The sequence below is a fragment of the Bradyrhizobium sp. 76 genome, assembly GCF_023073025.1.
Classification (GTDB): domain Bacteria; phylum Pseudomonadota; class Alphaproteobacteria; order Rhizobiales; family Xanthobacteraceae; genus Bradyrhizobium.
The window spans coordinates 187,493-201,824 of sequence record NZ_JADPIS010000035.1; the positions used below are offsets into that span (position 1 = coordinate 187,493).

Here is a 14,332-nt window from a genome sequence, read left to right on the forward strand (position 1 = left end):
GGCGCAAGACGATGGGCTAGCTCGATGAGCCTTCGCTCAAGATTGCAACAACAGCAACGCGGGGCCGCCGGGAGAGAACGATGAAATCGCCGATCTGCGACATGCTGGGCATCGATTTCCCCCTGCTCGCCTTCAGCCATTGCCGCGATGTCGTCGCCGCCGTCAGCCGCGCCGGCGGATTTGGCGTGTTAGGTGCCACCGTGCACACGCCGGATACGCTGGAGCGCGAGCTGAAATGGATCGACGATCACGTCGACGGCAAGCCCTACGGCATCGATGTGCTGATCCCCGAAAACATCTCGACTGCGGGCGAGAAGGACGTCACCTGGAAGAGCCTTGAAGCACGCGTGCCGCAGGCGCATCGCGACTACACGCGCGATCTCCTGAAGAGATACGACATCGAACTCACGACCACCGAGGTCGCCGACAATCAGCCGCAGCCGTTCGATGGTAGGACCGCGTTGGAGCTGCTGGAGGTCTCGTTCAAGCACCCGATCCGCCTGATCGCCAATGCCTTGGGCGTGCCGCCGAAGGCCATGATCGAGATGGGCAGGAAGCACGGCGTGCCGGTCGCTGCGCTGGTCGGGGCCAAGGAGCACGCGCTGCGCCAGGTCGCGGCCGGCGTCGATATCCTCGTGGTCCAGGGTACCGAAGCCGGCGGCCATTGCGGCGAGGTCTCGACCATGGTGCTGGTGCCCGAGGTGATCAAGGCGATCAAGAATATCCGCGACGTGCCGGTGCTGGCGGCCGGCGGCATCATGACCGGACGGCAGATGGCGGCCTGCATGGCGATGGGCGCGGCCGGCGCCTGGACCGGCTCGGTGTGGCTTGCCACCGTCGAGGCCGAGACCACGGAGATCTTTCGTGAGAAGATGATCGCGGCATCGTCGCGCGATGCGGTGCGCTCGAAGGGCCGCACCGGAAAGCCGGCGCGGCAGCTTCGCTCGGTCTGGACCGACGCCTGGGACCGCGCAGCCGAGAGCCCCGGCGCATTGCCGATGCCGCTGCAAAGCATCGTCAGCCGCGACGCCTTCAACGCGATCGACCGCGCGGCGGCGGGCGGCAACGCGAAGGCCCGCGATCTCGTGAGTTACTTCGTCGGCCAGGGCGTCGGGCTGATCGACAGCGTGAAATCGGCCGGCGCGGTGGTGCAGGAGTTCAAGGAAGAGTTTGCCGAAGCCGTCGAGCACATGAATGCGCTGGTGGCGGAGTGATTGCCACATACCGTCATTGCGAGCGCAGCGAAGCAATCCAGACTACCATCGCGGAAAAACCCTGGATTGCTTCGCTGCGCTCGCAATGACGAAACAACTGACATCGTGAATTGAAGCATGACAGATAAGAAACATACCCCCGAAGACCGCATTCCCGTCATCGTCGGCGTCGGCGAGATCGCCGACCGCCCCAAGGAGATCACCGAAGGCCTCGAACCGCTCGACCTGCTCGAACAGGCGCTGCTGCGCGCGGAAGCAGATGCCGGCGCAAGGCTGCTCGGCGAGGTGCAGTCGCTCGACGTCGTCAACTTCCTGAGCTGGCGCTATCGCGATCCGGAAAAGCTGCTGGCGCAACGGCTCGGCATCTCGCCTTCGCATTGCTATTACGGCCCGGTCGGCGGCGAGAGCCCGATCCGCTACATCCACGAGGCAGCAAAGCGCATCGCGCGGGGTGAATGCAGTGTTGCCGCAGTTTGCGGCGCGGAGGCACAGTCGACGGCGACCAAGGCGGAGCGCGCCGGCGCGAAGCTGCCATGGACGCCGTTCGCCCATGACGTCGAGGAGCCGAAACGCGGCGCGGCGTTCCAGAAACCCTTAGCCGTGAAGTTCGGCGTGTTCCGACCCGTGACGGTCTATCCGTTCTATGAAGCGGCATCGTCCGCCCATTGGGGCCAGACACCGCGCGAGGCGATGGCAGAGTCGGGTACACTCTGGTCACGCTATTCCGAGGCCGCTGCGCAAAATCCCAACGCCTGGCTGAAGCGGCGCTATACGCCCGACGAAATCACGACGCCGACGGCAGACAACCGCCTGATCGCCTGGCCCTACAACAAGCTGATGGTTGCCAACCCGAGCGTCAACATGGGCGGCGCACTGCTGCTCACCAGCCTCACCAAGGCGCGTGCGGCAGGCATCGCCGAGGACAAGCTGGTCTATCCACTCGGCGGCGCCTCGGCGGAAGAACCGCGCGACTATCTCCTCCGCGACCAGTTTTACGAGAGCCATCCGCAGAACGCCGTCTTGAAGGCTGCGATGGATCTCGCCGGCGGCGACGGCAAGAAATTCGATGCGATAGAGCTCTATAGCTGCTTCCCGTGCGTGCCCAAGATGGCGCGGCGGACGCTGGGCCTGGGTGCGGACGTGAAGCCGACCGTAACAGGCGGCCTCACCTTCTTCGGTGCGCCGCTCAACACCTACATGACCCATGCCGCCTGCGCGATGGTGCGGCGTGTGCGCGACGGCGCAAAGCTCGGCCTGCTCTACGGCCAGGGGGGCTTCGTCACCAAGCATCATGCGCTGGTGATATCGAAGGTGCCGCCGCGTGAAGCGCTGGCACAGGAGACGAGCGTGCAGGCGGCGGCAGACAGCAACAAGCGCGCCGTGCCGGAGTTCGTCACGGATGTCTCGGGCAAAGGCAAGGTCGAGACCTTTACGGTGCTCTACGGCCGGGGCGGCGATGTCGAGCATGGCGTGGTGATGCTGCGGACCGAAGATGACAGGCGCACACTGGCGCGGATTCCCGCGAGCGACGCGGCGACGCTGGCGCATCTGCTCGACTTGAACAGGACGCCGGTGGGTTCGCTGGGCGAGATCGCGATGGCTGCGGATGGCGTGCCGGAGTGGCGGGTGGCGTAGCTCTCGTAGGGTGGGCAAAGGCGCTCTTGCGCCGTGCCCACCAATCTTTTTAGGACCGCAGAGAGATGGTGGGCACGCTTCGCTTTGCCCACCCTACGAAATCGAGGCTACCCCTTCGGCGCCTGCTTTTCCGACGCGGTCGCCGGCTTGCCCTTGGCGCCGGCGCCTGTCACGCGGACCTGGTCGCCGTCGGAAAGGCCGTCCGGTGGTGCCGTGATGACGCGGTCGTCCGCTGCAATTCCCGAGGCGAGCTCGATTTCCTTGCCAAGATCGCGCGCGATGGTCACCGGCTTGAACAGCACCTTGTCGTCCGGACCGACGGTTGCGACGCGCAGGCCGCTGCCGTTGAAGATCAGCGCGCTGGCGGGAATGCTGAGCGGCGCGGTGTCGCGCTGCAGGCTGAGCTTCACGCTGGCGTAGCCGCCGGGCATCAGCTCGCCTGAGGAATTATCGAGACCGAGTTGCATGCGTGTCGTGCCGGAGGCGACGTCAACCGCCTGTGAGGAAGCCTCCACCGTCGCCTGGAAGGTCCGGTTCGGATACTCCGGCAGCACGATGGCGGCCTTGGCGCCGATCTTGATCGCGGGCACGTAGTTCTGGGGCACGTTGATATAGACGCGCAGCTTGGTGATGTCGGAGACCACGAACATCGCCGGGCCCGAGCCGCCGCCTGAATTGATCAGCGCACCGACGTCAGTGTCTCGCGCCGTGACAACACCGTCAAACGGAGCGGTGATCTTCTTGTAACCGGCCAGCGCCTCGAGGCGCTCGACATTGGCCTGGCCCGAGCGAACCGCCGCGTTCTTGTTGGAGAGATCGGCGGTACGCTCGTCGATCTCCTGCGCGGAGACGAAATTGGAGGCGACCAGCGTCTTGCGGCGGTTGAGGGTGGCTTCCGACAGCCTGGCGCTGGACTGCTGGCTGGCGAGGTCGGCGCGGGCCTGAAGCAGTTGCTGGTCGAGGTCGGGCGCCTCGATCTCTGCGATCACCTGACCGGCCTTCACCCGCGCACCGATATCGGCGCTCCAGCTTTTGAGATAGCCGGGAACGCGGGCGAAGATCGGCGCGCGATAATAGGCTTCGAGACGGCCCGGCAAGTCGATGGTCGAATTGGGAGCCTTGGCATTGGGCAGCGTCACCGCGACGCTGGGAACGGCCTGGTCATCGGTCCATGCCTTCAGCCTGGAGCCCTGCTCCTCGCGGGCACGGATGCCGGTGCCCACGACCAGCCCCGCCGCGATCAGCGCCACCACGCCGAAAAGGCCCAGTTTCCGGTGCGACACCGGCGAGCGGGGTTCAGTGGGCGACATGCGGGGTCTCCAGGGAGGCGGCGGATTTGGCGCCTTGCTTCTTGTGTACCATGCTGAACACCACGGGAACAAACATCAGCGTGGCGAAGGTTGCAAAGATCAGGCCGCCGATCACGGCGCGGCCGAGCGGCGCATTCTGCTCGCCGCCCTCGCCGAGCCCCAGGGCCATGGGCGCCATGCCGATGATCATTGCGAGCGCGGTCATCAGCACCGGGCGGAACCGGACGAAGCCGGCTTCCAGCGCCGCGGCGATGGGATCGCCGAGCTCCTCGTAGCGCTCGCGCGCGAACGAGATCACGAGCACGCTGTTGGCGGTGGCAACGCCCATGCACATGATGGCGCCGGTCAGCGCCGGTACCGACAGCGTCGTCTCCGTGGCGAACAGCATCCAGACGATGCCGGCGAGCGCGGCAGGCAGCGCGGTGATGATCACGAACGGATCGGACCAGGACTGGAAGTTCACGACGATCAGGAAATAGATCAGGACGACCGCCCCGAGCAGGCCGAACAACAAGCCGGTGAAGGCGCTGTTCATGGTCTGCACCTGGCCGAGCAGCACCACGGAAGAGCCTTTCGGCACCTCCTTGGCGGTGTCGGCGATCACCTGCCGGATGTCGGTCGCGACCGCACCGAGATCGCGGCCCGAGGTCGTGGCGAAAATCTGCACCATCGACTGGATGTCGTATTGCGAGACCACCGCGCTCGAGGTCGAGCGCTTGATGTCGGCGATGCCGCCGAGGATCGGCGACTGCGAATTGCCGGCGGCCGTGATCGGCAACGTCTGAAGCGCGCTGAGCGAATCCATCTGATATTGCGGCGTCTGCATCACGATCGAATAGGACACGCCATTATCCGGATTAAGGTAGTAGGTCGGCGCCACCTGCGATGAGCCGGCAAGATTGACCACGAGACTGTTGGTGACGTCGCGCTCGGTCAGGCCGACATATTGCGCGCGGGTGCGGTCGACATCGATGTTGAAGGTCGGATTGTTCGGCGACTGCTGGATCCGCGCATCGGCGACGCCGGGAATCCTGCGGACCTTGGCCAGCAGATTGTTGGCATACGCGAAGTTGGCGCTGAGATTGGCGCCGCGGATCTGCAGGTCGATCGGCGCCGGCGCGCCGAAGTTCAGGATCTGGCTGACGATGTCGGCCGGCAGGAAGGCGAAGCTGACGCCGGGGAACAGCCGCGGCAGTTGCTCACGCAGCACGCGCACATGCTCCTCGGTCGGCTTGTGGCCTTCCTTCAGCTTGATCTGGATGTCGCCATCCTGCGGGCCGATCACGCCGGTGTTGTTGTAGGTCATGTTGATGCCGGAGATCGGCATGCCGATGTTGTCGGTCAGCGTTTCGATCTCGCCCGGGATCAGCTTGCGGATCGCCTTCTGCACGTCGGCGAGCTGGTTCGCGGTCTCCTCGACGCGGGTGCCGACCTGGGTGCGGACGTGCATCAGGATGTTGCCGGCATCGACCGCGGGGAAGAAGTTGCGCCCGAGGAACGGCACCAGCGCGAAGGACGCGCCGACCACGCAGAGGAAGCCGATCACGAACACCGGACGGTGCGCGAGCGCGAGCCCGAGGAAACTGTGGTAGCCGCCGCGAATACGCTCGAAGCGAGCCTCGAAACCGCGCTGGAACCACACCAGGGGATTGCGCGACTTCGGCGGACCGTCCTCGTGATGGACATGTGCCTGCAACAGATAGTTCGCCATGGTCGGCACCAACGTACGCGACAGCAGGAACGACCAGATCATCGCGAACATCACCGCTTCCGCCATCGGCACGAACAGGAAGCGCGCCACGCCGGTGAGGAAGAACATCGGCACGAACACGATGCAGATGCAGAGCAGCGAGACGAAGGCCGGCGTCACGATCTGGTTGGCGCCGTCGAGGATCGACTGCTCGACCGGCTTGCCCTGCTCCAGATGATAATTGATGTTCTCGATCGTGACGGTGGCGTCGTCGACGAGGATGCCGACCGCGAGAGCCAGGCCGCCGAGCGTCATGATGTTCAGCGTCTCGCCGATCGCCGACAGCATGATGATGGCGCCGAGCACGGAGAGCGGGATCGAGACCGCGATGATGACGGTCGAGCGCCAGCTGCCGAGGAACAGCAGGATCATGATGCTGGTGAGCAGCGCCGCGATCACGCCTTCGAACGCGACGCCTTCGATGGCGCCGCGGACGAACACCGACTGATCACCGATGAAGCCGATCTTGAGCCCGTCCGGCAGCTGATCCTTGACGTCGATCACCTTCTGCTTGATGCCCGCGATGATGTCGAGCGTCGAGGTCGCGCCCGCCTTCAGCACCATCATGAGCACCGAGCGGTTGCCGTCGACGTGGACGATGTTGGTCTGCGGCGGGTTGCCGTCGCGCACGGTCGCGACGTCGCGCACATAGACCATCGCGCCATTGACGGTCTTGATCGGCAGATTGCCGAGCTCGTCGATCTTCAGCGGCGAGTTGTTGAGCTGAATGATGTATTCGAACTGCCCGATCTTCTGGGTGCCGACCGGCGTGATCAGGTTCTGGGCCGCGAGCGCGTTGGCGACGTCCTGGCCGGACAGGCCCCTCGCCTGGAGCGCGGTCGGGTCGAGGTCGATCTGGACCTGGCGCTGCTTGCCGCCAAACGGGTACGGGATAGCTGCGCCAGGCACGGTGACCAGCGGCGTTCGCAGCTGGTTGATGCCGATATCGGCGAGGTTCTGCTCGGTCAGCCCGTCGCCCGACAGCGCCACCTGGACGATCGGCACGGTGGAGGCGGAGTAGTTCAGGATCAGAGGCGGCGTCGCGCCCGGCGGCATCTGCTTGATCAGCGTCTGCGAGATCGCGGTGACCTGCGCATTGGCGGTGCGAATGTCGACGTTCGGCTGGAAGAAGATCTTGATGATGCCAAAGCCGTTATAGGAATTGGCGGTGATGTGCTCGATGTCGTTGACCGTCGTCGTCAGCGCGCGCTGGAACGGCGTGGTGATGCGGCCCGACATCTGGTCGGGCGGCAGGCCGGTGTATTGCCAGACCACGCCGATCACGGGAATGCGGATGTCCGGAAAGATGTCGGTCGGCGTCCGCAGCGCCGCCAGCGGTCCGATGATCAGAAGCAGGAGCGCGAGCACGACAAACGTGTAGGGCCGGCTCAGGGCAATACGGACCAGAGCAATCATTCGCCGGAAAATTCCAGGTCAAGCGAGGATACGGAATCCGCCCCCACGGGGATCCCTCCCTCCCTTTACCCGAGCACCGCCGGAAACGCCAATTTCCGGCATTCACTTCCGTGCTACCGCACTGCGGAACGCGCACTGCGGCCATGCGGCGGCCTCATGCGGCGCGGACCGAGTCCAGGAACTTGCCGACTTCGAGCTTGAGGCGGCTCGAATCGCGAGACAGCATCTGCGCCGCCGACAACACTTGCGAGGACGCCGACCCGGTTTCGGAGGCACCGTGCTGCACCTCGCCGACATTGGCTGACACCTGCTGGGTGCCTTGGGCAGCCTGCTGCACGTTGCGAGCGATCTCCTGGGTGGCCGCGCCCTGCTCCTCCACCGCCGCCGCGATCGCCGAAGAGATTTCCGACAGGCGGGCGATCGTGCCGCTGATCTCGCCGATGGCACCAACCGATTCCTGCGTCGCCGTCTGGATGCCGCCGATCTGCTGGCCGATTTCGCCGGTGGCCTTGGCCGTCTGCTCGGCGAGCGCCTTCACCTCCGAGGCAACGACCGCAAAGCCGCGGCCGGCCTCGCCGGCACGAGCCGCCTCGATCGTCGCATTCAGCGCCAGCAGATTTGTCTGGCCTGCAATGGCGTTGATGAGCTCGACGACGTCGCCGATCCGGGACGCCGCCCGCGACAATTCGCTGACGCGTTCGGTGGTGGATTGCGCCTGGCTGACGGCCTCCCCTGCGATCCGGGCGGATTCCTGCACCTGCCGGCTGATCTCACGCACCGAGGAGGACATCTCTTCGGCGGCGGACGCCACTGAATGGACGTTGGTGGAGGCTTCTTCCGAGGCGGACGCGACCACCGTCGCCAATTCCTGCGCCCGACCGGCGGTCGAGGTCAGCGTCGAGGCCGACGCCTCGAGCTCGGTCGCAGCCGACGATACGGTCTCGACGATTTCGCCGACCGCGGCCTCGAAGCCGTCGGCAAGCTTTGTCATGTCGGCCTTGCGCTGTCCCTCGGCGCGGCGCTGCACCGCCTGCACCTCGTCGCGGCTGAAGCGGATGATCGTCTGCACCGTCTGCAGATTGCGCAGCGACTCGCCGATCTCGTCGTCACGCTCGATCAGGATGCGGTTGTCCAGCTTGTCCTGGACGAGGTTGACCAAGGTGTCGTTGAGCTGCTGCATTGGCCCCTGGACGGCGCGCATGGTCGTAAGGCCGGCAAAGCCGAGGACGGCAGCGCCGGCGACGGCCAGCAGCGCCAGGCTCAGGCTGGTCGTACCGCCGGTCGAGAGCGCTCCGCCGATGCCAAGCGCGAGCACGAACAGCAACTGGAGCGCCATCGTGGTGGCCAGGCGCGCCTTCAGCGTCCTGGTGAAGACCGCAAAATGGTCGAGCAGCGAGCGGCGGCGGATGATGCCGGCGTCAACGCGATAACCATGCGGCTTCTTCTCGCGGATCGCCGCGTAGACCTCTTCGGCCAGCTTGCGCTGGTCGGCTGGCAGTTTGGTGCGGATCGAAGTAAAGCCCGTGACTTGGCCGTTCTCGCGAATCGGCGACGCCGTCGCCAGCACCCAGTAGAAATCGCCGTTCTTGCGGCGGTTCTTCACCGCGCCGAGCCACGGCTTGCCGGCCTTCAGCGTGTCCCAGAGATTGTCGAACGCCTCCGGCGGCATGTCCGGGTGACGGACGATGTTATGCGGCTGGCCCATCAGCTCCGCAGACGTGAAGCCGGCTGCTGCGAGAAAATCGTCGTTGAAGTAAGTGAGCTTGCCCTTGAGGTCGGTCCGGGAGACGATCAGCGTCTCGTCGCTGACGGGATATTCGACATCGGTGACGGGTAAATTCTTGCGCATGTGAGCCCCAGAAGTTGGATGAAATAAGCGGCTATTCCAATCAGGGCTGCAACCGGCGGTCCTTGAGACCATTCTCGTAAGCCGAATTTAACTATCAATGAAGGAGACCACCCGCCCACTTCCGCGGAACCCCCATGATGGTACCTGCTACCGACATCGGGCTACCGGCGCTCGAAAAAAAGAGCGGCGCTTGCGGCGCCGCTCTTTCGTCAATGGATGTTGACGCGGGGGTTTACGCCGCGCGCCTCGGTCGTTACGCCGCGCGGACGTTGGTCAGGAACTTGCTGACTTCGGTCTTGAGCCGGTTCGAGTCGTGCGACAGCATCTGCGCCGCCGACAGCACCTGCGAGGAGGCCGTGCCGGTCTCGGTCGCGCCGCGCTGCACGTCGGTGATGTTGGAGGAGACCTGCTGGGTGCCCTGCGCCGCCTGCTGGACGTTGCGGGCGATCTCCTGGGTCGCCGCGCCCTGCTCTTCCACGGCCGCCGCGATCGCCGACGAGATCTCCGACAGACGCTCGATGGTCGACGAGATCTCCTTGATGGCGCCGACCGAGTCGTTGGTCGCCGCCTGGATGCCGGAAATCTGCTGGCCGATCTCACCGGTCGCCTTCGCGGTCTGCTCGGCGAGCGCCTTCACCTCGGAGGCGACGACCGCAAAGCCGCGGCCGGCTTCGCCGGCGCGCGCGGCCTCGATGGTCGCGTTCAGCGCCAACAGGTTGGTCTGGCCTGCGATGGTGTTGATGAGCTCGACGACGTCGCCGATGCGCGAGGCTGCCTTGGAGAGCTCGCTGACGCGTTCGGTGGTGGTGCGCGCCTGACCGACGGCATCGCCAGCCATCCGCGCAGATTCCTGCACCTGACGGCTGATCTCGCCGACCGATGAGGCCATCTCCTCGGTGGCCGAGGCCACCGACTGCACGTTGGTCGAGGCTTCCTCCGACGCTCCGGCAACCGTGGTCGCCAGCCGCTGGGAGCGGTCGGCGGTCGAGGTCAGCGTCGAGGCGGAGGCCTCCAACTGGGTCGAGGCCGACGACACGGTCTGAACGATCTCGCCGATCATCGTCTCGAATTCGCGGGTGATGTTGTCGACGCGGCGGCCGCGCTCGATCTTGGCTTCGGCATCGGCGGCGGCAGCCTCGTCGGCGGCCTTCTTGGCGATCAGCGCTTCCTTGAAGATCTGGAGCACGTCGGCCATGGCGCCGATCTCGGTCCTCTCACCGCGATGCGGGACTTCGGCGGAAAGTTCGCCCTTGCCCAGCGCCTGCATCGGCTCGATGATCGAATTGATGCCGCTGGAGACGTCCTGGACGAGGTAGAAGCCGACGCCGATGCCGATGATGACGGCGGCGGCGAGAATGATCGAAACCAACATGAAAGCGAAGGAATAGCTGTCAGCGGCATCCTGCGCGGCCTGGTCGCCACCCTTGGTGTTGAGCTCGATGTCCTTGCGCAGGACCTCGTCGGCCTGAAGCCCGATCTTGTTGACCGTCTTGGTGTTCAGCTCATGCGCCTCGTGCGGGACCTTGCCGGCCTCCTTGCGAGACAGCGCCATGACCTCCTGCGTGCCCTTCTTGTACTCGTCCCAGAGCTTGGACCATTCACCGTAGAGTGCCCGCTCTTCAGGCGAGGTGATCATGTCTTCGTAAGTTTTGCGAAACTTGGTGTTGGCCTCGACCACGGTCGCGAGCGTCTTCTCTGCCGCGAGTTTCTCGTCCAGCGTTTCCGACAGCATGTGCTCCCGGATCACATTGCGGTAGGTGATCACGCCGGCCCGGAGATCCCCGAGCACGCGCACGCTGGGCATCCAGCTCGTGGTGATGTCGACGGTGTTGGCATTCATCGACCGCATCTTCATGACGGCGAGCAGGCCCATGCCGGCCATCGCGACCAGCAGGAACGCCACGACACTGATGATCTTGGCGCGGATGGAAATAGTGGCGAGCATATGGAGTCTCTTTGTGCTGGCGCGGCGGCGCGTCCGGAAGCTTTACGAATCAACCTAAGGGAGCAGCACCGACATCCAACACCAGAGCACCTGAGCGGACGTTAACGACGACTCCGTACGAGTACGGAAGCCTGAAACAAGTGAACACGACGCTAAAAATGCCCTGCGCTCAGCGCATGAGCCCAAGCGCGTCGGAGAAAAACTCCGGCCCGCCGAAGTTTCCGGACTTCAAGGCGAGCAGCATGTCGCCTTTTTCAGCACCGACTGCACGCAGCACCGGGACGCCGGCTGCGATCTCCACCCCCACGAGAAATCCGGGAATCTTCAGCCGGTCGACCACGGCGCCGGATGTTTCCCCGCCGGCAACGACCAGGCGCTTGACGCCGGCCCGCACCAGACCCTCGGCAATGTCGGCCATCGCCTGTTCGATGGCGTGACCGGCCGCGTCGCGGCCATGGCGCGCCTGGAGCGCGGCGACCTGATCCGGCGTCGAGCTCGATGCGATCAGGACCGGACCGTCCGCCAGTCGCGGCTTCGCCCAGGCCAGTGCGCGCTGGGCCTCGTCCTCGCCCGTAGTAATACGGTCCGGATCGAGATGCAGCACGGGCATGACACGCTCGGCATTGGCGATCTGCTGAAGCGTCGCCTGCGAGCAGCTTCCGGCCAGGCACGCCGCCGGTCCGCCGACCGCTGCCCCCGCCGCCTCGCTGCTCGCCGCGGTCGATGTGACCTTGCCTGTAGACACCAGCGCCCGCGCCAGCCCAAGGCCCATGCCGGAGGCGCCGACCGACAACCGATGCTGGGCAGCGACGAGGCCGATGGTTTCGAGGTCGCGATCGAACACGGCGTCGATGATCGCCGCGCCAATGCCCTTGCCGGCGAGTTCGGACAGCCGCGCCCGCACGGCATCCGCGCCGCGCGTGACGGTGGCGAGGTCGACGAGGCCGATTTGCGTCTTGCTCTGGCGCGCCAGCACGCGCACCAGGTTGGAATCGTGCATCGGGTTGAGCGGATGGTCCTTCAGCGGGCTCTCGTTCAGCGGCACGGCGCCGACGAACAGATTGCCCTGGTAGACGGTGCGGCCGGTCTCCGGGAAGGCCGGCGTCACCAGCACGGCCGCCTCGCCGCCATCGGCGCGCAGCGCGTCCATCACCGGGCCGATATTGCCGGCATCGGTGGAATCGAAGGTCGAGCAGATCTTGAACAGCACGTGGCTTGCGCCGCGGCCGCGCAGCCATGTCTCGGCCGCGCGCGAGCGCGACACGGCAAGGCCGGCCTCGATCGAACGGCTCTTCAAGGACACCACAACGGCGTCGACCTCAGGCAGCGCGAGATCGTCCGCCGGCACGCCGATGGTCTGCACGGTGCGCAGGCCGGCGCGCGTCAGCGTGTTGGCGAGGTCGGAGGCGCCGGTGTAGTCGTCGGCAATGCAGCCAAGGGATATTTTCGCTGCAACTGTCACGGCTTCACTCCCGCATAAGGCTTGAACCAGGCAAGGCCGTCGGTGGTCTTGCCGCGCGGATTATATTCGCAGCCGACGAAGCCGGCATAACCGAGCCGGTCGAGTTCGTCGAACAGGAACGGATAGTTCAGCTCCTCGCCATCAGGCTCGTTGCGCGAGGGGATGCTGGCGATCTGGATGTGGCCGATGACCGGCATCATCTCACGCAGCCGCATCGTGACGTCGCCATGGATGATCTGGCAGTGATAGATGTCGAACTGGAGTTTCAGATTCGGAAGCCTTAGCTCCTGGATCAGGTCGCGCGCGAACCCGAAATCGTTGAGGAAATAGCCGGGCACGTTCCGTGCATTGATCGGCTCGAGCACGATGTCGATGCCGTGCGGCGCAAAGAACTCGGCGGCCCACGCCACCGATTTGTAGAACGCCTCGATCGCGACGCGCTCGCCACGGTTGGCGATGCCCGCCATCAAATGCAGCCGCTTGACGCCGGTCGCCTTGGCGTAGGGAAGCGCGGTCTCCAGGCTCGCCTTGAGCTCGGGGAATCGCGACGGGAGTGCCGCAAAGCCCTTCTCGCCGGCATTCCAGTCGCCCGGCGGCAGGTTGAACAGCGCCTGAGTCAAGCCGTTGCGCTTGAGCCGCTCGCCGACCGCCTCGGCCGGATGCTCATAGGGAAAGAGAAACTCGACGGCGGTGAAGCCGGCTGCCGCAGCGGCATCGAAGCGGTCGAGGAACGGCACCTCGGTGAACATCATCGAGAGATTGGCGGCAAAACGGGGCATCGGAATCCTCTTTTCCTTACTTGTCGCCGGGCAGTTTCACGCCGGTGACCCGCGCATACATCCGCGCCACCGACGCATCGTCGTCGCGGCCCATACCGGCGGCGGCTGTCATCAAGAACATCTGAAGTGCTGCGGCGGAGACCGGAACCGGGAATCTGGCACTGCGTGCCATGTCCTGGATGATGCCGAGGTCCTTGACGAAAATCTCGACCGCACTGCGCGGGGTGTAATCGCCGTCGAGCACGTGCGGCATGCGGTTCTCGAACATCCAGGAGTTTCCGGCGGACGCCGTGATCACCTCATAAACCTTGCGGATATCGAGCCCCTGCTTGGCCGCGAACGCGATCGCCTCGCTGGCGGCGGCGATATGCACGCCGGCGAGCAACTGGTTGATCATCTTGAAGGCGGCGCCCTGGCCTGCGGCATCGCCAAGTTCGTAGAGCTTTGCGGCCATGGCATCGAGCGCGGGCCGCGCTTTCTCAAACGCAGTTGGACTGCCGGAGGCGAGGATCGTCAGCTCGCCCTGCGCTGCGCGCTGCGCCCCGCCGGAGATCGGTGCATCCAGATAGTGCCGGCCGGTCGCCTCCAACTGCTTGGCGAGACGCCGCGCCACGTCGGGATCCATGGTCGCCGACGACAGGAAGACGCTGTCCTTGGCCATGGTTTCCGCGACGCCATCCTTGCCGAACAGGATCGTCTCGGTCTGCGCGGCATTGACGACGATGCTGACGACGATGTCGGCGCCCTTGGCAGCTTCGGCCGGCGTCGTGGCGCCCGCGCCGCCCTCCGTCACGAAACGAGCCACCGCATCAGCCGAGACGTCGCAGCCGGTGACGACATGACCGGCGCGCTTCAGCGAGGTCGCCATGCCGAACCCCATCGAGCCGAGCCCGATGACGGCGATGCGCTGATTCTGTGACGTGGAGGCGGACATGCAACTGATCCTTGCGACGTTTCCCGGAGGGCCGCCTT

Annotated in this window: 9 protein-coding genes; 2 read left to right on the forward strand and 7 right to left on the reverse strand. The window is 65.3% G+C overall.

All coding sequences use genetic code 11. The features are described from left to right. The first annotated feature begins 80 nt into the window (after positions 1–80). Entirely contained in the window at positions 81–1,214 is a 1,134-nt protein-coding gene (locus IVB48_RS08685; protein ID WP_247399427.1) for a nitronate monooxygenase, read from the forward strand. Positions 1,215–1,331: 117 nt separating this feature from the next. Next, positions 1,332–2,849 (forward strand): acetyl-CoA acetyltransferase, encoded by a 1,518-nt coding sequence (locus IVB48_RS08690; protein ID WP_247399431.1) that lies wholly within the window; start codon positions 1,332–1,334, stop codon positions 2,847–2,849. A 107-nt stretch (positions 2,850–2,956) separates the two neighbouring features. On the opposite strand, the gene IVB48_RS08695 is transcribed toward IVB48_RS08690, so the two are convergent. The 7 genes from IVB48_RS08695 to ltnD form a co-directional block, all read right to left on the reverse strand. Then, entirely contained in the window at positions 2,957–4,159 is a 1,203-nt protein-coding gene (locus IVB48_RS08695; protein WP_247399435.1) for an efflux RND transporter periplasmic adaptor subunit, read from the reverse strand. Further along, entirely contained in the window at positions 4,146–7,325 is a 3,180-nt protein-coding gene (locus IVB48_RS08700; protein WP_247399438.1) for an efflux RND transporter permease subunit, read from the reverse strand. Before IVB48_RS08700 ends, IVB48_RS08695 begins: the two co-directional genes overlap by 14 nt. 154 nt (positions 7,326–7,479) lie before the next feature. After that, a complete protein-coding gene (locus IVB48_RS08705; RefSeq protein ID WP_247399444.1) occupies positions 7,480–9,174 on the reverse strand; it encodes a methyl-accepting chemotaxis protein in 1,695 nt (564 codons plus the stop codon). A 253-nt stretch (positions 9,175–9,427) separates the two neighbouring features. After that, positions 9,428–11,119 (reverse strand): methyl-accepting chemotaxis protein, encoded by a 1,692-nt coding sequence (locus IVB48_RS08710; RefSeq protein WP_247399445.1) that lies wholly within the window; start codon positions 11,117–11,119, stop codon positions 9,428–9,430. A gap of 169 nt (positions 11,120–11,288) precedes the next feature. Further along, on the reverse strand, positions 11,289–12,581 hold the full coding sequence (gene otnK, locus IVB48_RS08715) for a 3-oxo-tetronate kinase (RefSeq protein ID WP_247399446.1): 1,293 nt from the start codon (positions 12,579–12,581) through the stop codon (positions 11,289–11,291). Next, positions 12,578–13,360, reverse strand: a complete 783-nt coding sequence (gene otnI, locus IVB48_RS08720; protein ID WP_027516788.1) for a 2-oxo-tetronate isomerase — start codon at positions 13,358–13,360, stop codon at positions 12,578–12,580. The genes otnK and otnI overlap by 4 nt, the downstream gene beginning before the upstream one ends. Before the next feature lie 16 nt (positions 13,361–13,376). Continuing rightward, positions 13,377–14,294 carry an L-threonate dehydrogenase gene (ltnD, locus tag IVB48_RS08725; RefSeq protein ID WP_247399448.1) on the reverse strand — a complete coding sequence of 306 codons (918 nt, stop codon included), beginning with the start codon at positions 14,292–14,294 and terminating at the stop codon, positions 13,377–13,379. Between the last annotated feature and the right edge of the window lie 38 nt (positions 14,295–14,332).

Coding starts and splice junctions, on each gene's coding strand:
- IVB48_RS08685 (WP_247399427.1), top strand. CDS start 81: ATGAAATCGCCGATCTGCGACATGCTGGGCATCGATTTCCCCCTGCTC.
- IVB48_RS08690 (WP_247399431.1), top strand. CDS start 1,332: ATGACAGATAAGAAACATACCCCCGAAGACCGCATTCCCGTCATCGTC.
- IVB48_RS08695 (WP_247399435.1), bottom strand. CDS start 4,159: ATGTCGCCCACTGAACCCCGCTCGCCGGTGTCGCACCGGAAACTGGGC.
- IVB48_RS08700 (WP_247399438.1), bottom strand. CDS start 7,325: ATGATTGCTCTGGTCCGTATTGCCCTGAGCCGGCCCTACACGTTTGTC.
- IVB48_RS08705 (WP_247399444.1), bottom strand. CDS start 9,174: ATGCGCAAGAATTTACCCGTCACCGATGTCGAATATCCCGTCAGCGAC.
- IVB48_RS08710 (WP_247399445.1), bottom strand. CDS start 11,119: ATGCTCGCCACTATTTCCATCCGCGCCAAGATCATCAGTGTCGTGGCG.
- otnI (WP_027516788.1), bottom strand. CDS start 13,360: ATGCCCCGTTTTGCCGCCAATCTCTCGATGATGTTCACCGAGGTGCCG.
- ltnD (WP_247399448.1), bottom strand. CDS start 14,294: ATGTCCGCCTCCACGTCACAGAATCAGCGCATCGCCGTCATCGGGCTC.